Consider the following 21,068-nt stretch of genomic DNA (forward strand, 5'->3'; position numbering starts at 1 on the left):
CCTGACGTAGGGTGGTCACGCAATCACGTCAGGTGAAGTTAGCGGGCGAATCGATTCCTGTGAATGCGCCGTGGTGCTGTGCCGCCGGTGCAGAGCCGGCACCAGCAGGGCGGCCACCAGGAGGACGGTCAGGAGCAGCGCCCCGAGCCACCGCCAGAGACTGCCGCGCTGGGCGGTCAGTTCCCGTTCGCCCGGCGCGGCGGCCAGCGCGAACCGCGGCGTGAGACCGAGATCGCCGGTCAGGACCGGAGTCCAGGGTGAGGAGACGGTGGCGGACAGGCGCAGGGTGACCCGGTCCCGCACGGTCCTGCGTGGGGCGAGGGCCACCGGGCCGGCGTTCCAGTCGATCGTCACCGGGAGGGTGATCTCGCGTCCCGGCGGCAACTCGGCCGGACCCGACGGCACCCGCACCGACACGCTGGGGTTGTCGCTGCTCACCGACACGTTCTCCAGGATCAGCGGTACGTGCGGCATCGGCGACTCCACCCGTACCGCCGCAATCGTCCGGCCCGCACCGCCGGCCGGAAGCGGCCAGGAGACCGTGACCGGCAGGGTGATCTCCTCCGTCAGGAGGGTGCGGGCCTTGGCGGCCCGGGCCGCCGCCCCGGCCCGCGCCAACGGCGTGGTGAGCCGGTCGGCCGGCGTCGGGGCCAGGACCCGGGCGTGCGGGAAGACCTTCGTCAACAGGTCCGCGCCGGTCCCTCCGGAGAGCGGCACGGCGTACGCCGCCAGCGAGGTCTTGTCCAGTCCGGCAGCCCGCCGGGCGAGTACGTTCCAGCCGTTTCCCCGAGTCAGCGGGTAGGCGCTGCCGGGCCCCGGGTCGTGCGGCCCGTCGGTCAGCAGCAGCACGGTTGCCAGCGGCGGAGCACCGCTGCGGGCGAGCGTGGTGACCGCCTTCTCCAGGGCCGCGCCGATGTCGGTGTGCGGCCGGTCCGCCTCCGCCGGGAGCCTGGCGGTCAACGATCCGGGTTCCCGGCCGACCTGCCGGGTGGTGGCCGTCGCGTCCCCGCCGAACGGGATCAGCGTGACGAAGTCCTCCGGGGCGAGAGTCGTGAAATACCTGGTCAGGCTCCGGCGCAGGGACGCGTACCGGGCACCCCGCAGGGAACCGGACACGTCCACCAGCACCACGTGGTCCGCCGCCACCGCATCGACACCCAGCGCGGAGTAGATCTCGTTGAGAACCGGAGCGGGAGCCGGTTCCGGAGCCGCCCGAGCCGGCAGGGCGCCGGCGAAGACGATCAGCAGGAACAGCGCCAGCGCGCTCCGGGTATTCACGTTCGTATCTGACGGACAGCGCCTGCGCTTGGACGGCCGGCGCCTCCGTGCACGCGTCGGCGCCTCCATACACGCGAGGATTAGCCGGAATGGGTCGACTGTCCACCGGAGGGCGGTCTCCGCCGATCATGTCGATTCGTGCCTCGGACGGTCCTTCCGGTCTTCGGCGTCTCCCCGGCGGAGGTCGTTTGGAGCAAGCTTCCGAATGTCGGAAGGAGTCCACGGTGGTCATCTCGCCCAGCCCGGTGGTGCGGCTGCGGGAACTCGCCGCCACCGGCCGTCTCGCCGTGACAGCGGCGGGCCCGGAACGTGGCGGCCTGGTCGCCGCCGCCTACGAACTGGTGTGGCCGATCGTGTTCGCCCGGGTGACGTGCCGGTTCGAACGGCAGCGCGGGCACAGCGTCTGCGCCACCGGCGTCGGCAACCTGGCCGACGAATGCCTGGACCGGTTCCACGACGACGTCGAAGCGGTCGTCGACGACCTGCTCGGCCACGCCCGGCAGCCGATCCGCCAGCTGGAGGCCTGGATCACGCCCCGGCTCAACGCCGCGACGGTGAACGCGCACCGCCGCCGCCGGGGTGCGCGCGGCGCCCTGCAGCGGCCCCGGCTGCCCGGCTGGCTGGTGACCGGGCTGGACCGGGACCCGTGGCTCACTGCCCTGGCCACCGACATCCTGACCTGGGCCGGCACCAGCGGCACTGCCGGCGGACGGTTGTGGCCGGTCGAGTCGTGGTCCCAGAAACGTGGCCTGGCCACCGGGGACTGGACGGGCAGCGACCCGGTCACGGTCGGCCGGGAGATCGAGGAGGTGCTGTCGGTGATGCGCACGCACCCGAAATGGTTCGAGTCCTACGTGGAACGCCCGCTCGGCGCCAAACAGCCGCCGGTGGTGGCGATGGCCACCGACTCGTACGGCGAACCGCTGTTCCCGCTGGCACCCGGCGACGCCGCCGACCGGATCGAGTCGGAGTTGCGTGACCTGGCCGGTGCCGCGGTCCGGGTGATCGCCGACCGGATCGGCCGAGGCGAGGCCGCCGGTCCGGTGGTCGTCGAGGTGATCCGGACGATCTTCGGCGGCGCCGGTGCCGGCACCCTCGAGCAGGTGCCGCACTCCGTGGCCGACCCTATCGCCGGGATCCTCGGCGACCTCACCGAACCGGACCGGGTCGCCCGGATCGTGGCCGCCGTCCTGGAGACGGCCGGATGATCGTCTATCGATGTGATTCCATGGCGGCATCCGATCGCACACCAGGGCCGGAGATTCCGGATATCTCCGAGTTCCGGGCCGCCACCACAGCGACAGGTGTCCACCATGGTGATTGAAGTCGATCCGGCCTGGGCTCCCGGGTCCTTCCTGACGCTGCTCAGCGACGCCGAACGCGACGAACTGCTGAGTCTCGGCACCACCCGTAAGGTCCCCGGCGGTCGGCACCTGCTCGTCGAAGGCCGGCAGGACACCCAGGTCGAGGTGATCCGGCAGGGCCACGTCAAAGTCACCACCACGGTCGGAGGCGCACCCCGGCTGCTCGCCATCCGGCTGCCCGGCGACCTGGTCGGCGAGTTCGCCGCCCTCACCGGCAACGGCCGCGTCGCCACCGTCACCACCTGCGGTGACGTGGTCGCCACGGTGATCCGGCAGGCCGGGTTCCTGCGGTTCGTCAACGAGCACCCGACCGTCGCGACCCAGCTCACCGTCGCGGTGGGGCGGCGGCTGCACTGGGCCAACCGGCGCCGCACCGAGTTCACCGCGTTCCCGGTCCAGGTACGGCTCGGCCGGGTGCTGCTCGACATCGCCACCAGCTGTGGTGAGGCGGTCGGCGACGGCGTGCAGATCCGGGTCGAGCTGAGCCAGACCGAACTGGCGTCACTGATCGGGGCACGGGAGGACACCGTCCAGCGGGCGCTGCGTGACCTGCGCCGGGCCGGTCTGGTGCGCACCGGCTACCGGCGGATAGTCGTGCTGGACGAGGCCGGCCTGCGGGCCCTCACCGAACAGGCGGAGTGGATCTAGAACGGGGTCCAGGCGATGCCGTAGCCGTACCCCTCGCGCAGCCCGTGGAACTCCCGCGTCACCTCGCCCAGAGCGGACGGCTGGATCAGCGCCCGTTTCTCCGGGGGCTCCCGCAGATCGGTGTACGGCACCTCGTCGATCAGCCACACCTCGTCCGGCAGCTCCGCCCCGAACCTGACCCGCACCGTCCCCGACTCGCACGGGTCCAGCGGCACGATCGCGTAGTGCGGCCAGGTCGGCTGGCCCGGCGGCAGCACCACCCGCAACCACAGTTCGTGGACGTCGCCGGGCAGCATCCGCTCCGGCAACCGGAGCACCACCTTCTGGCTGCTCGCGCCGTTACGCGGCTCCACCGCGCTGATCCGGGCACCGAACAGGGCGTCCACCTCGGCCGCGCCGACCCCGGCCGGGGCCTCCGGCAGGCCGATCCGGATGGTGATCTCGTCGATCTCCCGGGTGGCGGTGATGGTGCGCATCTCGTACAACTCGGGGGTGTGGGTGTCCAACCGGAACAGCACCCGCAGCGACGACACCCGCCAGCCCGAACCGGCCGCCGGATCGTCGGCCGGCTCCGGCGCGTCCTCACCGGCCACCGCCAGCGCGGCCAGGGCCTCGTTCATCCGGCGCCGGGCGGTCCGCACCGAAACCCTCTGCAGATCGGCCAGCCGGCTCTCCCGTTCGGCCAGAGTGGTCAGCCGGAACTCCCGGTCGAGCCCGAACGCCAGCTCGGCCGCCTTCCGCAGGTCCGGAGCGAGCCCGGCGGCCAGTTCGGCGAGCATCGTCACCACCGCGGCGCGCACCCGCGACTCCCGGTCCCCGGAACCGAGACGGCATCGGCGGCGGGTCTCCGGGCCGATGTAGCGGCCCAGATCCGGCCGGTCCACACCCCGCCCTCTGCGGAGTCTCTTCAGCTCCTGGTACAGATCGGAGTCGGGCACAGACAGACCGTAGTCCATGTCTGTGCCGGACCCGCCGTGGCGTTGCGGTGGCCACCGCGACGGCCAGAAAGCTGGCCACTCAAGGGCCGCAATCCTCAAACGGCAGACGCCAGGATGGTTCGATGATTTGGGGGGATGGGATCACCGACAGTGCCGACAAGACGTCGTCGCTCTCCCGTGCGCGTTCGAACACCGGTCCGGCCCTGCGGCCACGCGTTCCACGCCGGCGTGACGGTGCCGTCGAGGACCGGGCCCGGCTGCGGCATCTGGCCGCCGAAGGACTGCTCGGGGCGCTCAGCACCCAGGAACGGCGCAGGCTGCTTCCGGCCGCTTTCGAGGTGGCCTACCCGATCGTCTACGACGTGATCACCCGCCGGGTCGCCCGCAACCGTGGCCACAACGCGTGCGGCCACGGCCCGCACCAGATGGAGGACACCTGCCTCGACGGTTTCCAGGACGATCTCGAGACGGTGATCGACCACCTGATGTCCGCCACCGCGCCGATCAGTGATCTGGAGGGCTGGCTGGCCCGCAGCGCGCAGAAAACCGCCGTCGACGGTCACCGGCGGCGTCAGGGCGCCCCCGCCGGCGAACCCCGGCCGCTGCTCGCCACCGATCCCGCCGAGGTCCTCCAGGCGCGGATCGGTGATCTGGCCGGTCCCGCCGTCCTGGCCCTTCAGACGCAGCTGCGGCGCGGCGACGACCCGACCCTGGCCGTCATCGAGGTGCTCACCACGCTCTTCCTGGGCGGAGCGGGCGAAATCGACCATGGACCGGATCGCGAGCGGGTGTCAACGCTGCTCGCCGACCCCGCCGCCCTCTCCGTCCTGGTCCAGCACGTCCTGGGGATCGTGCGCGGCACCGGGTGACATCCGTTCCAGCGCGCGGCGGCGGTCAGCGACGAACTCGCTGACCGCCGCCGCGTCATGCCGTTCGAGGGCGGCGCGGGCGGCTTCCCGCAGCGCCTCCTCGAGAAGGCCGCGGATCCGATCCTGCTGCCCCGGCGTGAGTTCCATGTGACCGGCTACCGAATGCATATCTTGATCATGAGTGTCAGGGCCTCTTTTTCCGATACTCGGGCTCGCACACCGGTAACTGGCGGACAGTTCCGCCGATTCAGCCCTGAGTGAGCGCCGGAACCCGCCGGACCTGGTACTCGACCATCCGGGTCGCGAACTTCTGCACCTCGTGCAGCCGCCCCGCCGGGCTGAAGTCCCGGCCCGGCTTGTGCTCGGCCACATGCCGTTCCGCCCGTTCCACCAGCCGCAGCAGATCGGTGACCGCCCCCGGGTGGTCCCGGCAGAGGTCGACGGCGATCCGCAGCCGCCGCTCCGGAATCCCGGCCAGGTAGTGCGGCAACCCCGCCTGCCACGCCAGCGGGTGCACCAGATAGCCGGCCGGCAGGTTGCCCGGACCGCCCATCGGCGCCAGGATCTGCAACGGATCCGGCCGCAACGGCGGTGCCTTCACCCCGGTGTACGCCAGACCGCCCAGCGCGAGCGCCACCACGACCATGACCGCCAGCAGCGGATTCCCGCTTCCGGCCGACAGGATGATCCCCAGCGCCACCAGAACCATGCCACCGCCGACCAGCGTTCCGGCACTGCCGGTGGTGTCGCAGACCTCGTTCCTGGCCTCGTCGATGTACTTCCGGATCACACTCTCCAGCAGCGGGTTCGACGGCTTCCACCGGTCGTTCCGTACCGGGACGGGGAGTTGTATCAGCTTGCTCATGGGGGGTCGGGTCCTTCCCGCTCGTCCGTGTGCGGTTGTCGGACCGGCTCGTCAGCCGGGGCCATCTCCGGTGGTGCCGCGAGAATCGGCATCCCCCACACCCACCTGAGGTCTTCCGGCCACGCTTGCGGCGATCGCGATCACCGGAGCGGTCAGGACAGGGGAGCGGTGAACTCGCGGCCGGTTCCGGGGACTCGGGTCGGCAGGCCCCGGCGGGCCCGTTCGGTGCGGATCGCGACCTCGGCCACGTCCCACACGGCGCCGGCCACCGCGAGGATGATCACCGCGTTGGTCAGCCAGCGCTCCGGGTCGGCGGTGCCCCAGTTCAGCGTCGTGAGGAACTCCGGGTTGAAGAAGGCGCCGGTCGCCGCCAGCCACACGATCGGACCGGCGAACAGGGCCGCCAGGACCGCGTTCACGACAGTCACCGTGTGCCCCCACGATCCGCGTCGGAAGAGCCACACCGCGTAGAGACCTTCCAAGAGCAAGACCACGATCAGGTACGGCCACCAGAACGTCCAGTTCGCCGGGGTCAGCACCGGCTGCTCGGTGAACGCGAACTGCTGCAGCACCAGAGCGGCGATCACCAGGACCGGCCACAGCACCGCCGCCGCCAGTTGCCCGGGAGTCATCACGCCGGGCTCGTACCGTGGCAGATCGTCCAGCGACCACGGGCGCCCCCGCAACTCGCCCCGCCCGACCCCGGCCCGCTCGATGATCGCGAACGTCAGCGTCACCCAGAACACCAGATGCGCCCCGACCGTGAACAGTGTCCCGAAGACGGTGCCGATCACCTCACCGAAACTCGCGCCGTCGAGCACCCGGAGCACGACGGCCACGATCACCACGATCGGCAGCACCGTCGACACCAGCGTGACCAGCAGCCGCCGCCACACCGGGTAGAACTCCGGCCCGATCAGATGGGGCAGCCGTTCCGCGTAGCCGTCGGCCAGCCGGTCCGGGTCGCCCAGGTCCAGAAGTGTCCGCTCGACGGCCGGCTCGCGCTCCTCGCCGCCGTCGATCCGGGCGTCCACCGCGTCCTCGATGGAGGTGCGCAGCTCCCGCTCGATGTCCGTCCGCTGCTGCTCCGGCACCCGGCGCAGAACGGTGTAGACATACCGGTCGATGATGGTCGTCATCGGTTCTCCCCCTCGCTGATCGCACTGTGTCCGCTGTCTGGCGCCGGTGCTTGCAGGTCGTTGATCGCCTTGTCGAGCCGCCCCCACTCACTGCGCAGTGCGATCGCGAGTGCGTCGCCCTGAGCGGTGGTGCGATAGAACTTCCGCGGCCGTGCCTCGTCGGTGTTCCACTCGCTGGTGAGCAGCCCCTGCGTCTCCAGGCGCCGCAGCAGCGGGTAGAGCGTGTTGGCCTCCACCTCGAACCCGGCCGCGCTCAGCGTTTCGAGCAGCGAGTACCCATACCCCGGCTGTCGCAGGACGGTGAGGCTCGCGACCACGACCGTGCCGCGCCGCAGCTCCTGCAGATGCCCGGCGAGTGTGGCATCGATTGTCATGCCACTCACGATACTGTGTCTCACACACCATCGCAACACCCACACCATTGTGCGAAGCGGGTTCGGGCTCGGGGGCGAGTCGGATTGCGGACAGGCTGCGCCGTATCAGGCGGGCCGGGGCGGCATCGGGGTATCGATATCCCTTCCTCTGTGGAGTCGGCTGCACACGCACGGTGTGCGGTGGGCGTGGCGGGAAATCGTGGCGCGTTTTCGCGAGTAGACCGAGGAACTTTCACTAGTAGTCTTCGAATCGGTTCCGATTCAGTAGGGCGAGAAGGCCACGGCAAGAAGGCGCGGTAGAGACGGATATGAGTGACAAGGCCGAGTTCCATGCGGACCGGACGCAGGAGTTCTACCTGCCGGCCATGGTCGCGCCCGTGCCGCCGGCGCACGGCGGTGCTGAGGTGATCGAGGTCGCGGCGTTCCGCGGCCAGACGAAGTTCGAGCGCGAGGTCGTGGAGAAGATCGCGTCGGCCGCGGCCCGGTCGGTGCCCGGTGTCACCGAGCTCGGCGGTGACGTGGCCCGGTTCTTCAACTCGGTGCTCGACAAGATCGGCCTGGACAAGGTCGGTGACGCCACCCGTGGCGTCTGGGCCAAGGTCGACGGGACGGACGTCGAGGTCACCGTCATCCTGGTGATCTCCGCCGGTGAGGTGGTCGCCGACGTGACCGCCGAGGTGCGGACGTCGGTGATCAAGGCGATCGAGAGTTACGGGCTGCACGTGATCGAGTGCACCGTGAAGGTCGACGACATCAAGCTCCCGGAGAACTGAGAGCTTCCGGGGGACTCAAAGCTCCCGAACGGCGGTGAAGTGCGCCCCGGTGCCGGTAATGTGCGGTTCGACGGCCGCGAGCGCACCGGGGAGGATTCATGATCACCGTGCCTGCGGGGAGCAGTCTGACGTTGCGATGCCCCGATGTTCAGGGCATCGTCCTCGTCTCGCTGGCCGAGGTGGAGGCGCCGTTCATCAGCGAGCTGCCACCGATCCCGGTGCTCAGTCTGGACGGGCCCGGCGTACGGCGGATCGGTGTCCTGGAACTCGTCACCGGCTCCGGCGTGACCTGGGTCGAGGCGGAGCTGCGCAACGATCTGCTGACCGTCATCGGGGACGCCCCGACCGACGTGGTCCAGCGGCGGACGGCGGCCCGGCGGCCCGGCACCTATCCGGCGGTCGGCACCGCCCAGATCGAGAACGTCGAGGGCCGCCACCTGGTCCCGCTCAGCGGCCGCGTCGAGGACATCTCCACGGCCGGCCTGTTGTTGAGGGCGACCGCGGACGACAATCTGCCGTCCCTGCCGTACGGCATCGAGCGCACTCTCCTGCACGTCACGATGCCGTGGGGCGAACTGACCGCCGCCGTGGCCACCGTCGACCAGCGGGCTGACCTGCTCCGCGGGACCTATGAGTGGCTGGAGCCGCACGGCGGCGAGGAACTGGCCCGCTTCTGCGCCGGGCGCTGAGCTGTCAACGACGGCTGAGCTTTCAACGACGGCTGATTTTTCAACGACGGAAGCCCCGCCGCCGCTGGGTAGCGGTGGCGGGGCTTCCGGTTGACGCTGGTGTCAGCGGACCACGACAGTCTTGACGATCTTGTCGGAGAAGGTCTGCTTCTTGGCGTCCCAGAGCGGGAACAGGAAGCCGATGCCGCAGGGGGCGGAGTCCAGGATGTGGGCAAGGTCGCGCACGAACGCGTTGCCGGGGCCGATCGGCTGGCCGGTGTTCTCGCTGACCAGCTTGATGCCCAGCGCCTTGCGGCCCCACGACTGACCGGTCTTGCCGCCGAGGAACCAGCGGTTGTAGCCGGACACGACGATGCCCACCAGGTAGAAGACGTAGTACATCGCGTTCACGGTGGGGAGGCCGGTCGCGGCGTCGGTCGAGGTGCCGAGCACGAAGGCCAGGATGGCGAACGGCAGGAAGACCAGGCTGTCGATCAGGTAGCCACCGAGGCGGGAACCCCAGCTGGCGTACGCGGCGACGGGCTGGCCGTACGGCTGCTGGCCGTAAGGCTGCTGCGGCGGCTGGTTGGAGTACGGGTCGCCGGCGGGCGGGGGCGGGTAGCTCATTCTGGTTCCTTTAATCGGGGCGGCTCTAGAGGAGCCGATGTAGTTGATAAAGCCAGCTCGCGACGGCGAGCAGCCCAGCGATCCAGCCCATCTGTCGCCGTCGCTCGGACGACCACGGACGCGGCGGTCCCAGGACTCCCGCGGCACGCAGTGCCACGAGTGGGAACGCGGCGACGGTGAACGCCGCCAGGCCGAAGATCAGAGGATTGGCGTGGATCGCCGCACCGAACTCCCCGCGCACGAGCGCCACGGCGGCGGTCGTCAGGCCACAGCCGGGGCACGGTATGCCGGTCACCGTCCGCAACGGACACGGCAGAGCCGCCCCGGTGTGGTCGACGAGCGCGGGCCACACCGCAGCCGCGACCGCGACCAGCGAGCCGAAGCCGCCGATCCGCTCTGGCACGGAGAACAAGCGCAACGAAAACACCTCTGATCAGGAAAGCCCGGGAAGCATAAGGGTGCGACCCCGTTCGGGGCGACCCCTAATCCGATCGATTGAACCTTTCAGTGAGGGCGTTGGCCTGCGAAGACTCCGATGCACGCTCCGTCACCGCCGCAAATGGCAGCATTCCGGTCATCTTCGCGGGAAACTCGAATCCGCAAACGTGTCCGGTACGTGATAGAGCCCACCACATCCGTCCCGCCCAGCGGGCATTATCGAAATCAGTCGCTGGTCCGCTGACGGGCGACCCGCAGACAGGCCCGGACGCTCTCCGCCGGTATCCGCATGGCCGCGGCGAGCGTGGTCACCGCCTCGGCCCGCCCGTCAGAGTCGATCTTGTCGTGCAGGGCGAGCAGCCCTCGATGGAACCCGTCGGCGGGCAGTTCGGCGAGCCGGTCCTCCGCGTACTGCCGGACCATCACCCGGAACGCCCCCGCTGACGGCATCTCGTGCAGCTCAGCGGCCATGTCGTCGACCAGTCGCCCCACCTGCCGCAACGTCCGCGAGCTGATCTCCGCCCCGGAGATCGTCACCCGCTGTGGCCCCTCGATCTCCTGGTCGTCCCACTCGGCGACGACATTCAATCCCGATCTCGTACGTTCGAGCCGACTCGCGTTCACCGCAGCCCCACCTCACCGATAGCTCACCAGTTGTGAATCAATTCTCATTTAGTCTGGCGAGACTGTCAACACAAGATTTTGAGCTGTTCACGTCAAGGGAAGCGCTCCCATAGAATGTGAATCAACTTCGACTTCGCTGGTGCGGGTGGACGGCTGAACGGATTGTGATGGTTCCAGGCAGCGTCGACCACTTGGTCAACCTTCGTTCACATCTCCCGCCAAGACATCTGACCCGCCCGTTTACATTGCCAACCGGGCTGGCTTAGGCTGCCGTTCCTGGCTGAACCTGGCCGGGGAGAGGGGCACGGGATGAGACTGGCGCCATCCTCGGGGACACCGGTCGCTGCGGAGCAGCCACCGCCGGGTGCCGTGCCCGCCGCGTGGCCGGGAGTCGCCCAGTCCGCGATCCGGGCGCTCCAACACGAGTTCCACCACGCCGACAAGCACCGCACCCGGGTCGACCACCTGTGGCTGCTGCGTCAGCAGTCCCGGCGGCTGCGGGAACTCGTCGACGGCGGCCCCGGTTTCGACGCCGCCGCCGCGCTCGCCGTCGCCTCCCCGGACGCGCCCCGCCCACCACGGACGCCGGCGCCGTACATCGGTGGCAGCGCCGTTCACCTCAACGGCGATCAGCGGTACGCGGTCGGCCTCGGCGTCACCCCCGGTGTCACCTGGCTGTGGGGCCCACCCGGCACCGGCAAGACCGCGACCCTGTCCACCCTGGTCAGCCAGCTGGCCGAGAAGGACCTGCGGGTGCTGCTGGCCGCGCCGACGAACGCCGCCCTCGACGTCACCGTGAACGCCGTACTGAAGCAGTCCCCGGCCCTGGCCGGTGGCCCCCCTGGTCCGGCTCGGCCGGCCCGGCGACCCGGCTCGCGGCGGGGCGGTGCCGGTCGACGAGATCGCCGGCATCGAGGTCCGCCGCCAGATGTGCCGGGACGCCGGGATCGTGGCCGCCACCGCCCACCACGTCGTCCTGGAGACGCTGCGCGAGCTGACCTTCGACGTCGTCGTCCTGGACGAGGCCAACATGACCTCGGCGGTCCTCGCCATGCTGGTGGCCGGCGCGGGCCGCGGCCACACCGTGCTGGCCGGTGACTTCCGCCAGCTTCCGCCGGTCGCCCGGGCCGAGACCCTGGACGTGCTGGACTGGCTGCACCGGAGCCCGTTCGAACGGTCCGGCATCGCGCAGGCGGTCACCCGCGGGGAGCAGCCGCCCGGCCTGGCCGTCCTCACCGAGCAGCACCGGATGCGCGACGACATCGGCCGCGTCGTCAGCCGGGCCTTCTACCCGGACAGCCCGCTGCGGACCGCCGTGTCGGTGGCCAAACGCCGCCGCCCCCGCCGGGCCCCATGGGCGACCAGCGAACTGCTGCTCCTGGACACCTCCGGCCTGCACCCGCGAACCACCGGCCGGCAGGGCGCCCACTCCCGCTACAACGTCGCCCACCTGCAACTCGACGCGGCCCTGGTCCGCGACGGCACCGCGATCCGAAGCCTCGGCCTGGTCACCCCGTTCGCGCCACAGGCCCGGCTGCTCGAATCACTACTGCCCGGCAACCGCGGCGACGCCTGGGTGGCCTCCACCGTGCAACGTTTCCAGGGCGGCGAACGCGACGTCGTCATCTACGACACCGTCGACACCGGGTACGGCATCCGGCAACTGCACGAGTGGTACACCGACGGCCACGACGGCAGCACCGGCGCCCGCCTGCTCAACGTCGCCGCCAGCCGCGCCCGCGAACACCTGCTGATCGTCGGCGCGATGGACAGCCTGCACTGCTGGGACACCGACCGCGACGCGGTCTGGACGTTCTTCGAGGAACTGGAGGTACGCGCCGAGCACCTCGACTGGCAGGACCTCCTCTACGACTCCCCGGTCACCGAACACGTCACCCAGCACCTGATCGACCGTCTCCGCAACGATCTGCGCCGGGCCGCCACGCTGGACATGTGGCTACCCCGAGCCGACCTGGTCAACCTGCCGCCGCTGCTACCGGGCTTGAAAGCCGTACCACCCTCGAGATCGACGATCTGGGTGGAGCCGGACGCGCACGGCGACCTGGCGCCGCAAGCCCGTCAGGCCAGCCGTGAGGGTCTCAACATCCGTCCGGTGACGCCCATGCTGGAGTCTTTCGCCGTCATCGGCGACGTGGTCTGGTCCGCCGCGAACAGCCTGCTCGGCCCGGCCCCCGGCCCGATCCTGCGCACCGAACACCCGGCCCTGGCCGTCGCGATCCGCCAGGCCCAGCACCGCCCGTCCGGCCTGGCCCCCGGCTCGAACCGCCCAGCCCGGAGATGCACCCGCTGCCGCCGCCTGTTGATCCGCTTCGAGACGTCGATCCGTGGCACACCGGAGATCCGCCACGAGTGCCAGTCCTGCGACCGCGCGGGCGCCCGGCACATTCGCCAGGTCATCTGATCGCGACGTAGCTTTGGTGCGGTGAGTGGGATGCCGATGCTGGGGACCAGGTTCGCTGACGAGCTTCCGGAGATGGGGGTGTCGTGGCGGGCCGCCGAGCCGCCGAAACCGGAACTTCTCGTGCTCAACGAACCGCTCGCCGCCGAACTCGGACTCGACCCGGAATGGCTTCGCAGCGACGACGGTGTGCGGTTCCTGGCCGGGGTGAATCTGCCGGACGGAGCCGAACCTGTCGCTCAAGGTTATGCGGGGCATCAGTTCGGGGGATACTCGCCGCGGCTCGGGGACGGGCGGGCGCTGCTGCTCGGGGAGATCGGCGGGCGGGATCTGCATCTGAAAGGGTCGGGCCGGACACCCTTCTCGCGCGGTGGGGACGGGCTCGCCGCCGTCGGGCCGATGCTGCGGGAATACGTGATCAGTGAGGCCATGCACGCGCTCGGGATTCCCACCACCCGGTCGCTCGCCGTCATTCGCACCGGGAAGACGATCGTCCGGGAGAACCTGGCGCCCGGAGCGATTCTCGTGCGGGTCGCGGCCAGTCATCTGCGGGTGGGGAGTTTCCAGTTCGCCCGCGCTTCCGGCGACGCCGAACTGTTGCGGCGGCTCGCCGATCACGCCGCCTCCCGGCACTATCCGGGCGTTGATCCGCTCGGGCTTCTCCGTGGAGTCGTCGAGGCCCAAGCCGAGCTGATCGCGCAGTGGATGCTGACCGGATTCATCCACGGCGTCATGAACACCGACAACATGACCATTTCCGGGGAGACCATCGACTACGGGCCGTGCGCGTTCATGGACGCCTTCGATCCGGCGACCGTGTTCAGTTCCATCGACGAGGGCGGGCGTTACGCGTACGGCAATCAGCCCGCCATCGCCCAATGGAACCTGGCCCGGCTCGCCGAATCCCTGCTCCCGCTCCTCAGCGACGCCGATGCCGCCACCGCCGACGCGGATCAGGAACGCGCCATCGAGAAGGCCACCGCCGAACTCGCCCGTTTCCGCAGCCGCTACGTTGCCGCCACCCTTGACGGATTCCGCGCCAAACTCGGGCTCACCGCTGCGATCGACGACGTCACGGTCACCGCCCTCACCGAGGATCTGCTGGCCCTGCTCAAAGATTCGGAAGCCGATTACACGTCGTTCTTCCGGAAACTGGCGGCCGGTTCGGCGCCCGAGGCGTTCGGCGACTGGGAGAGACGCTGGCGGGCACTCGAACCCGACATCGCATCGATGAATCGCGTCAACCCCGTCTACATTCCCCGCAATCATCTCGTCGAAGAAGCCCTGACCGCGGCCACCGACGGCGACCTGGCCCCGCTGCACGAACTCCTGGAAACGGTCACCGCCCCATTCACCGAAAAGCCGGGCCGGGAACGATTCGCCTCACCCGCCCCGCCCGGCTCCGGCGTCTACCGAACCTTCTGCGGAACCTGATCTCGTACGAATGACAGAACGGCCCCGTGGCATCCCCGCGACGTCCGCGCGGTACGGGGCCGACGGCGCGGCCGCCGACCAGCGAGTCCCGGCGCTGCGGATGCCGCCATCCGACGCGCCCGAGGAACGACGGCTTTCGCCGCTGCGGGTGCTGCTACTCGGGCAGGTACTGCGTGGCGCCGCCGCTGGGGACGATGCCCATCAGGGCCTCGATCTGACCGAGTCCGGCACTGCCGATGGCCGCGAACGCCATGTCGGCCGCCACCACGAACTCGGCCCCGCCGCCCCGGGCAAACGCAACGGGATGATCGAGCGCCGCGTGCTGCCGACCTCACCGGTGGGCGTCGAATACTCGTTGACCCCACTCGGCGAATCACTGCGCGAGCCGTTCGGCCGCCTCTACGACTGGACAGTCGCCAACGCCACGGAGATCCAGGCGCGCCAACGCGACTACGACCAGCGCGCCCCGCGTTGATGTCCGTGCTCGCGCTGCTGCCCATGCCGTGTTTGAGGTGGATTGAACGGAACGGGCGGCGTGAGGCGGTGAGGGGCGCATCGGCCCGGCGGCCGCGGGGTGGCCGGGAGGGACCGCGGGCCTCGCGGGGACGTGGCGGGGTGGGTGGGTGTGGTTGTGGAGGTGTTCGGCGTACGGCGTCAGAAAGCTTTGACCAGGCGGCGGATCGCCTCGTCCATCGTGTCGGGTGGGGTTGCGGCGTAGGTCAGGCGGAGGAAGGGGGCCGGTGGTTCGGCGGCGTGCCAAGGGCTGCCGGGGAAGACGACGACGCCCTGGGCCGCGGCGGCTCGGGTGAGGGCCGCGTCATCGGTGCCGGGTGGGAGCGGGGACCACAGGTGCAGGCCGCCTCGGGGGATCGACGGGGGGACCAAGGCCGGCAGGTGGCGGTGCAGGGCCGTCAGCAGGGCGTCTCGCCGGGAGCGCAACGACGACTGGAGGGTGCGCAGGTGCCGGGTCCACGCCGGGCTCGTCACGAACTCGATGGTGGCCTGCTGCAAGGGGCCGGCCACGAAGAAGTCGTCCAGCAGGCGGGCGGCGCGGAGGCGGGTGCCGGCGGGGCCGCGGGCGGCCAGGGCGGCGACTCGGAGGCCGGGGGCAGCGGATTTAGTCAGCGAGCGCAGGTAGATCACGTGGCCGTGGGGGTCGGCGGCGGCCAGCGGGGGTGGTGGGTCGCCGTCGATGGTGAGGTCGCGGGCGTAGTCGTCCTCGATCAGGAACGCGCCTGCCGCCCGGACCGCTGACATCACCGCGGGGCGGCGGGACGTGGACAGGGTGGCGCCGGACGGGTTGGCGTGTAACGGCTGGCAGTAGAACAAGCGGGCGCCGGTGTGGGTGAAAGCGGCGGCCAGCTGGTCGGGGCGGACACCGTCGTGATCGGCGGGGACCGGAACCACCCGCAGGCTGGCGGCGTGCGCGGCGGCCAGGGCGCCCAGGTAGGTGGGGGACTCGACCAGCAGCGTGTCGCCGGGGGAGGTCAGGGCGCGCAGCGTGGAGGCGAGTGCCGTCTGGCCGCCGGAGCAGATCACCACGTCGGACGCCTGGACCGTGCCGAGCGGGCGGGCGAACCAGGCCCGCAGGTCCTCCCGGCCCTCGACCGGGCCCCGCTGCCAGGCGGCCGGCTGACGGGCGACCCGGGCCAGGGTGGCACCCAGCGCCGTGGCGGGCTGGAGATCGGCGTCGAGATAGCCGCCGGAGAGCGGGATCGCGCCGGACGGGGGTAACGCGAGTAACGCCTGCATCTCCTCCTCGCCGGACCGGCGTGGGCCCAGCGCCACCGTCTGCCAGGACAGGTCGGGTGGGGAGTCGTCGGGTGCGGCGGGGCGGGCGGCGACGAAAGTGCCCTGCCCGGATCTGGTCTCCACCAGGCCTTCCGCGACCATCCGGCGGATCGCGGCGGCGATCGTCACGGGAGACGCGCTGTGCCGGGTCATCAGCACACGCACCGAGGGGAGACGGGTGCCAGCCGTCGCGGAGGTCGCCAGGAACCGCAGATCTTGGCTTACTCGGTCTGCTGCGTTACCGTCTCCCATGAGAGAAGAGAGTAGCACTACTCGCTCGGGGGCGATGACACTCGGCGCGCTGGGAGTGCTCGCGTTCAGCATGTCGCTGCCGGCTACCCGGGTCGCGGTCGGGCATCTCGATCCGTGGTTCGTCGCGTTCGGGCGGGCGGTGGGCGCGGCGGCGCTGGCCGGGGGCTACCTGTGGCTCACCCGGGCGGCCCGGCCGGTCCGTGGGCAGTGGTGGCGGTTCGTGATCGTGGCGATCGGGGTGGTGGCCGGGTTTCCGCTGTTCACGTCGCTGGCTTTGACGAGTGCGACGTCGGCCCACGGTGCGGTGGTGGTCGCCCTGCTGCCGGCGGTCACGGCGGTCTTCGCGGTGCTGCGCGCCGGGGAGCGGCCGCCGGTGCTGTTCTGGCTGGCCAGTGGTGGTGGGCTGGTCGCGGTGCTGACGTTTCTGGTGGTCAGCGGTACGGTGCGCGGTTCGGCGACGACGGCCGACCTCTATCTGCTGGCCGCTGTGGTGCTGTGCGGGCTGGGGTATGCCGAAGGTGGCGTGCTCGCCCGTGATCTCGGTGGGGCCCGCACGATCTGCTGGGCGTTGCTGGTCGCACTGCCGGTGACCGTGCCGGTCACGCTGGTGGCCGCGGTGACACATCCGCCGTACGCCCCGGCGCCGGCCTGGGGCGCGTTCGGTTACCTCACGGTGGTCTCGATGTTCCTGGGATTCTTCGCCTGGTACGCGGGACTCGCCCGTGGCGGCATCGCTCGCGTCGGGCAGATCCAACTCGCCCAGCCGGTACTGACCCTGCTCTGGTCGGCGCTGTTGCTCAGTGAGACGGTAGGAGCGGGTGCGCTCGGTGCGGCCACGGTGGTTCTGGTCTGCGTGGTCCTGACCCAGCGAGCCCGAAACCCGGCCACACCCCGTCCGGCCGAGGAGGCGACCCGTCCCGTTCAGCCTGAACCCACACCCCGGCAGGCGAAAGAGGCAGCTCCGGCCCGCCCATCAAGCGCGTCGTAGCCCGTCAGCCGTGGAGAGGTGGGGTTCGATTCGCACCCGAACTCACCACGCAAGGCGGCGACGGGGCGGGTGTGGTGAGGCGGGGTTCGGGTCGCACCCGAACTCACCACTAAAGCGGATGAGGTGGGTGGGCGTCAGTGACTGGTCATGAGGGTCCCCTGGTGAACGATGTGACGATCTGCATCGATCCTCTAACAGCGAGTTGGCACTGTCAACGAAAATCTTGCATGGTGAGTGTTAATCCGCTGGTCAAGCGTGTATGGTCGGCCCGTGACCGCCCCATCCCCAGGCAACGACGGCCGCTTGATCTCCGCTGCGGAGGTGGCGCGCCTGGCCGGCGTGACCCGCGCCGCGGTCTCCAACTGGCGCCGGCGGCACCCGGATTTCCCCGAGCCGGTCGGCGGCGGCCGTAACGCGCTCTTCGCGCTCTCCGAGATCACCGGCTGGCTGGATCGGCAGCGCAAGAACACCGAGGTCTCCGACGAGGTCCTGGTCTGGCAGGAGTTGCGGGCCCGCTGGGGTGACGACATGACCAGCGCGGTCGCCGAGGTCGCCGCCCTGTTCGGCGGCGGCGGTCGGGAACAGGGACGGCTGGACGAGGCGACCCGGGCCCGGCTGCGCGCCATGGCCGAGGAGACGTCGGCCGATGCTGTGGTCACCTCCTTCACTGACCGGCTGATCGCCTCCGGCACCGCGATGACCACCACCCACCTGGCGCGGGCGGTCGCCCACTTCGCGGGAAAGGTCAGCGGCACGGTCTTCGACCCGGCGTCCGGCGCGGGCACCCTGCTGCTGGCCTGCACCACGTCACCGATCAGCGCTGCGACCAGCAGGACACGCGGCAAGGCGGGTGCGGACGGCAAGGTCAAGCTGGCCGGGCAGGACGGCAATCCGGCCGCTGCGGGGCTTGCCGAGGCGCGGGCCCGGCTGGCCGGGGTGGAACTGGAGATGCGGATCGGCGATTCGTTCCAGGGGGATGCCTGGCCGTCGCTGCGCGCTGATCTGGTGGTCTGCGATCCGCCGGTAGGGCTCACCGACTGGGGCCGGGACAGTCTGCTGCTGGACCGGCGCTGGGAGTTCGGCATCCCGACGAAGGCGGAAAGCGAACTCGCGTGGCTGCAACACTGTTACGCGCACACCGTACCGGGCGGGAAAGTGGTTTTCGTGATGCCGCCGTCGGTCGCCTATCGCCGGGCCGGTAAACGAATTCGCGCCGAATTGCTACGGGCCGGAATCGTCGAGCACATCGTCGCCCTGCCGCCCGGAATGGTCGCCTCACACGCTCAGCCGGTTCATCTCTGGGTTCTGCGGCGTCTTCTCGACGGCGAACGACCCCCTTCCTCGGTACGCATGACCGACCTCTCCACTGCCGATCCCGACGGTCCGTTCGTGCCCGATCCGGCCCAGGTCGCCGAGATCCCGGTGATCGACCTGCTGGACGAGACGGTGGATCTCACCCCGGCCGCGCACACCCGAGCCGGCCGGGTCGACCTGGCCGGGGAGTATGCCGAGGTCAGGCAGCGGATCCGGGAGATGGCCCAGCGGATCGCCGACCTGCTTCCGGACCTGCCGGCCGGTACCGGGGCGATCGACGGCGGCACGCTGCGGATGGCCGATCTGTCCCGAGCGGGTCTCGTCGACATCGGTGAGCGCACGGCGACGTCCGCGAGTGATCAGCTGGACACCGATTATCTGCGCGGTTTCCTGCGGAGTTCCGCGAATTCGTCGAGGAACACCAGCAGCAGCGGAACCCATCGCGCCGACGTGCGCGGTGCCCGTATCCCGCAGATGGACATCGAGGAACAGCGCCGGTACGGTGCCGCGTTCCGTGCTCTCGACGAAGCCGAGGAGACGTTGCGGACCTTGGCGGAGATCGGGGTCGGCACCATCGCGCGGGCCCGCGACGGGCTCACCTCCGGAACACTCCGGCCCTGACCTTGCGCCCTGTTCTGCTGAGTGGTTATGCGGCCAAGTCGTGCCCGCGAGCCGTGCACAACGAATACGACGAGACCATCGCGCGCCCCGATCAGCCGGTACCTGCCGAATTGCAGGCGCTCTTCGACACCGGTATCCGGTTCGAGGCCGACGTCTTCGACCATTGGGCGGCGCTCGACGTGCCCGGTTACGTCGACCTGCGTGATCTCGACGGCGACAAACGGGTCCACATCGGGGCCACGATCGGCGCGATGCGGGCCGGTGCCACGGTGATCGTCGGCGGCCGGCTGCCCGACGATCACGAGGGCGGCCGTACCGGAAAGCCGGATCTCCTGATCAGAGCCGACGAAGGCGGCTACCACCCGGCCGACATCAAGGCCCATCACGTACTGGACAAGAAGTACGACAACGCCCCCGCCAGCAGCCTCAAGACCCCGGCCTTCCGGGACGCCGCCCCGCTGCCGGCCGGCGGCGCGCGGCACCGCGAGGAGGACCTGCTCCAGCTCGCCCACTACTGGCGGATGCTTCAAGCGTGCGGCCATCAGGCGGCCCACCCGCACGGCGCGATCATCGGCGACGACCAGCCGGACGACCCCCGATTGATCTGGTACGACCTGGCCAGCCCGGCCTTCCGTACCTTCTCCCGCACCAGCGGCGTGGCCACCCGCAGCGCCCTGGAACGCTACGACCACGAGCACGAGTTCCGCCGTCGGGTCGCCGACACCGCCCGCCGTGGTGACGAACCGCTGGTCCGGCCGGTCGGTCAACAGGAGTGCGCCACCTGCCGCTGGGCGACGGCCTGCGTGACGACCCTGCCGGGCGACGATCTCAGTGGCACACTGCGAGGGACCCTGGGCGTACGCGAGTATCTGGCTCTGCGGTCGGCCGGTATCCATACCACCGCTGATCTGGCCGGCAGTGACCCGGCGGCCCTGCTGGCCGGAACCTACGGCGGTGAGGTCACGCATCTTCGCAATCGTGGTTTCCGCCTGCGGAAGGCGGTCGTCGCCGCGCAACTCGCCCGGGACGGGGTGATGGTGCGGCGGCGCGCGACGGCCGACGTGCCCCGCGCCGACATCGAGATCGACATCGACGTGGAGTGGGGCGCCGACGACCTCGTCTACCTGTGGGGTGTCCTGGTCACCGACGGCGGCACCCGCACGTACACCCCCTTCTTCGACCCGTCGATCGACGGCCCCGGCGCCGAGGCGGATCTCGCCCGCCGCTGCCTGGATCATCTCGGCGCGCTGGCCCGCGACGCCGCTGTGCGGGGCCGCAGCCTGCTCGTCTTCCACTACGCGCAGCCGGAACCGCGGCACGCCCGCCGGTTCCCGCCCCTGCCGTCCGGCGCCGCCCACCCCGATCAGTGGGTGGATCTGCTGCCGCTGGTGCGGTCCACGGTCGACTCCCGCGCCGGTCACGGCCTCAAGGCGGTCGCCTCGCACGGTGCCGGGCACGCCTGGCGCGACCCCGATCCGGGCGGTCTCCAGTCCCAGCAGTGGCACACCGCCGCCCGTCTCGGTGATGCGAGCGCCGCGACCCGCCTGCTCACCTACAACGAGGACGACGTGCTGGCCACCGCCGCGATCCGTGACTGGTTGCGATCCTGAGGTTGACCTGGAGCGCGCTCCAGGAAATAGCGTT

At 70.4% G+C, this 21,068-nt stretch carries 21 protein-coding genes and 1 pseudogene; 12 read left to right on the forward strand and 10 right to left on the reverse strand.

The window, feature by feature from the left end; all coding sequences use genetic code 11:
* Nucleotides 1-15: 15 nt before the first annotated feature.
* Nucleotides 16-1,347, reverse strand: coding sequence for a vWA domain-containing protein (locus tag BLU81_RS46905; protein ID WP_092556180.1), 1,332 nt, complete (start codon nucleotides 1,345-1,347; stop codon nucleotides 16-18).
* Nucleotides 1,348-1,502: 155 nt separating this feature from the next.
* On the opposite strand from BLU81_RS46905, the gene BLU81_RS46910 reads away from it, so the two are divergent.
* Both BLU81_RS46910 and BLU81_RS46915 read left to right on the forward strand, forming a co-directional pair.
* On the forward strand, nucleotides 1,503-2,486 hold the full coding sequence (locus BLU81_RS46910; protein WP_092556182.1) for a hypothetical protein: 984 nt from the start codon (nucleotides 1,503-1,505) through the stop codon (nucleotides 2,484-2,486).
* Between the two features lie 105 nt (nucleotides 2,487-2,591).
* Complete coding sequence (locus tag BLU81_RS46915; protein WP_157752115.1) at nucleotides 2,592-3,290, forward strand: Crp/Fnr family transcriptional regulator; 699 nt, start codon at nucleotides 2,592-2,594, stop codon at nucleotides 3,288-3,290.
* Here BLU81_RS46915 and BLU81_RS46920 read toward each other — a convergent pair.
* A complete protein-coding gene (locus BLU81_RS46920; RefSeq protein ID WP_157752116.1) occupies nucleotides 3,287-4,228 on the reverse strand; it encodes a hypothetical protein in 942 nt (313 codons plus the stop codon). The two genes, BLU81_RS46915 and BLU81_RS46920, sit on opposite strands and share 4 nt — an antisense overlap.
* 122 nt (nucleotides 4,229-4,350) lie before the next feature.
* Here BLU81_RS46920 and BLU81_RS46925 point away from each other — a divergent pair, with 122 nt between their 5' ends.
* On the forward strand, nucleotides 4,351-5,097 hold the full coding sequence (locus tag BLU81_RS46925) for a hypothetical protein (RefSeq protein WP_092556187.1): 747 nt from the start codon (nucleotides 4,351-4,353) through the stop codon (nucleotides 5,095-5,097).
* On the opposite strand, the gene BLU81_RS49045 is transcribed toward BLU81_RS46925, so the two are convergent.
* The 4 genes from BLU81_RS49045 to BLU81_RS46945 form a co-directional block, all read right to left on the reverse strand.
* Nucleotides 5,020-5,265: a hypothetical protein gene (locus tag BLU81_RS49045; RefSeq protein WP_157752117.1), complete on the reverse strand. Its 246-nt coding sequence runs from the start codon at nucleotides 5,263-5,265 to the stop codon at nucleotides 5,020-5,022. The two genes, BLU81_RS46925 and BLU81_RS49045, sit on opposite strands and share 78 nt — an antisense overlap.
* 79 nt (nucleotides 5,266-5,344) lie before the next feature.
* On the reverse strand, nucleotides 5,345-5,962 hold the full coding sequence (locus tag BLU81_RS46935; RefSeq protein WP_092556191.1) for a hypothetical protein: 618 nt from the start codon (nucleotides 5,960-5,962) through the stop codon (nucleotides 5,345-5,347).
* A gap of 152 nt (nucleotides 5,963-6,114) precedes the next feature.
* Nucleotides 6,115-7,101, reverse strand: coding sequence for a permease prefix domain 1-containing protein (locus BLU81_RS46940; protein ID WP_092556193.1), 987 nt, complete (start codon nucleotides 7,099-7,101; stop codon nucleotides 6,115-6,117).
* Nucleotides 7,098-7,475, reverse strand: a complete 378-nt coding sequence (locus tag BLU81_RS46945; protein WP_092556195.1) for a PadR family transcriptional regulator — start codon at nucleotides 7,473-7,475, stop codon at nucleotides 7,098-7,100. The genes BLU81_RS46940 and BLU81_RS46945 overlap by 4 nt, the downstream gene beginning before the upstream one ends.
* Nucleotides 7,476-7,783: 308 nt before the next feature.
* Here BLU81_RS46945 and BLU81_RS46950 point away from each other — a divergent pair, with 308 nt between their 5' ends.
* The gene (locus tag BLU81_RS46950) at nucleotides 7,784-8,248 is read left to right on the forward strand and encodes an Asp23/Gls24 family envelope stress response protein (RefSeq protein ID WP_092556197.1); all 465 of its coding nucleotides are present in this window, start codon (nucleotides 7,784-7,786) and stop codon (nucleotides 8,246-8,248) included.
* Nucleotides 8,249-8,346: 98 nt separating this feature from the next.
* Nucleotides 8,347-8,937, forward strand: coding sequence for a hypothetical protein (locus BLU81_RS46955; RefSeq protein ID WP_092556199.1), 591 nt, complete (start codon nucleotides 8,347-8,349; stop codon nucleotides 8,935-8,937).
* 102 nt (nucleotides 8,938-9,039) lie between these two features.
* On the opposite strand, the gene BLU81_RS46960 is transcribed toward BLU81_RS46955, so the two are convergent.
* The 3 genes from BLU81_RS46960 to BLU81_RS46970 all read right to left on the reverse strand — a co-directional run bounded on the left by BLU81_RS46960 (nucleotide 9,040) and on the right by BLU81_RS46970 (nucleotide 10,605).
* Nucleotides 9,040-9,543 carry an RDD family protein gene (locus BLU81_RS46960; protein WP_092556201.1) on the reverse strand — a complete coding sequence of 168 codons (504 nt, stop codon included), beginning with the start codon at nucleotides 9,541-9,543 and terminating at the stop codon, nucleotides 9,040-9,042.
* Nucleotides 9,544-9,568: 25 nt separating this feature from the next.
* Nucleotides 9,569-9,961 (reverse strand): DUF2752 domain-containing protein, encoded by a 393-nt coding sequence (locus BLU81_RS46965; protein WP_092556203.1) that lies wholly within the window; start codon nucleotides 9,959-9,961, stop codon nucleotides 9,569-9,571.
* 245 nt (nucleotides 9,962-10,206) lie between these two features.
* The gene (locus BLU81_RS46970; RefSeq protein ID WP_157752118.1) at nucleotides 10,207-10,605 is read right to left on the reverse strand and encodes a hypothetical protein; all 399 of its coding nucleotides are present in this window, start codon (nucleotides 10,603-10,605) and stop codon (nucleotides 10,207-10,209) included.
* 309 nt (nucleotides 10,606-10,914) lie between these two features.
* Here BLU81_RS46970 and BLU81_RS51335 point away from each other — a divergent pair.
* From BLU81_RS51335 to BLU81_RS51340, 4 genes and pseudogenes are all read left to right on the forward strand, one after another.
* Nucleotides 10,915-11,406: pseudogene (locus BLU81_RS51335) on the forward strand (AAA domain-containing protein); the annotation flags it as partial.
* Nucleotides 11,407-11,491: 85 nt separating this feature from the next.
* A complete protein-coding gene (locus BLU81_RS46980; RefSeq protein WP_157752120.1) occupies nucleotides 11,492-13,027 on the forward strand; it encodes a DEAD/DEAH box helicase in 1,536 nt (511 codons plus the stop codon).
* 30 nt (nucleotides 13,028-13,057) lie between these two features.
* Complete coding sequence (locus BLU81_RS46985) at nucleotides 13,058-14,458, forward strand: protein adenylyltransferase SelO (RefSeq protein ID WP_092556209.1); 1,401 nt, start codon at nucleotides 13,058-13,060, stop codon at nucleotides 14,456-14,458.
* Nucleotides 14,459-14,468: 10 nt separating this feature from the next.
* Nucleotides 14,469-14,933, forward strand: coding sequence for a winged helix-turn-helix transcriptional regulator (locus BLU81_RS51340; protein WP_231953866.1), 465 nt, complete (start codon nucleotides 14,469-14,471; stop codon nucleotides 14,931-14,933).
* Between the two features lie 179 nt (nucleotides 14,934-15,112).
* On the opposite strand, the gene BLU81_RS46995 is transcribed toward BLU81_RS51340, so the two are convergent.
* Entirely contained in the window at nucleotides 15,113-16,501 is a 1,389-nt protein-coding gene (locus tag BLU81_RS46995) for an aminotransferase-like domain-containing protein (RefSeq protein ID WP_092556213.1), read from the reverse strand.
* Between BLU81_RS46995 and BLU81_RS47000 the strand changes: the two genes are divergently transcribed.
* From BLU81_RS47000 to BLU81_RS47010, 3 genes are all read left to right on the forward strand, one after another.
* Nucleotides 16,500-17,489 (forward strand): DMT family transporter, encoded by a 990-nt coding sequence (locus BLU81_RS47000; RefSeq protein ID WP_092556215.1) that lies wholly within the window; start codon nucleotides 16,500-16,502, stop codon nucleotides 17,487-17,489. The genes BLU81_RS46995 and BLU81_RS47000 overlap by 2 nt on opposite strands.
* Nucleotides 17,490-17,759: 270 nt before the next feature.
* Nucleotides 17,760-19,424, forward strand: coding sequence for an N-6 DNA methylase (locus BLU81_RS47005; protein WP_092556217.1), 1,665 nt, complete (start codon nucleotides 17,760-17,762; stop codon nucleotides 19,422-19,424).
* A 2-nt stretch (nucleotides 19,425-19,426) separates the two neighbouring features.
* Nucleotides 19,427-21,034, forward strand: coding sequence for a TM0106 family RecB-like putative nuclease (locus tag BLU81_RS47010; protein ID WP_157752121.1), 1,608 nt, complete (start codon nucleotides 19,427-19,429; stop codon nucleotides 21,032-21,034).
* Nucleotides 21,035-21,068 lie beyond the last annotated feature (34 nt).

Source organism: Actinoplanes derwentensis, from assembly GCF_900104725.1.
Classification (GTDB): domain Bacteria; phylum Actinomycetota; class Actinomycetes; order Mycobacteriales; family Micromonosporaceae; genus Actinoplanes; species Actinoplanes derwentensis.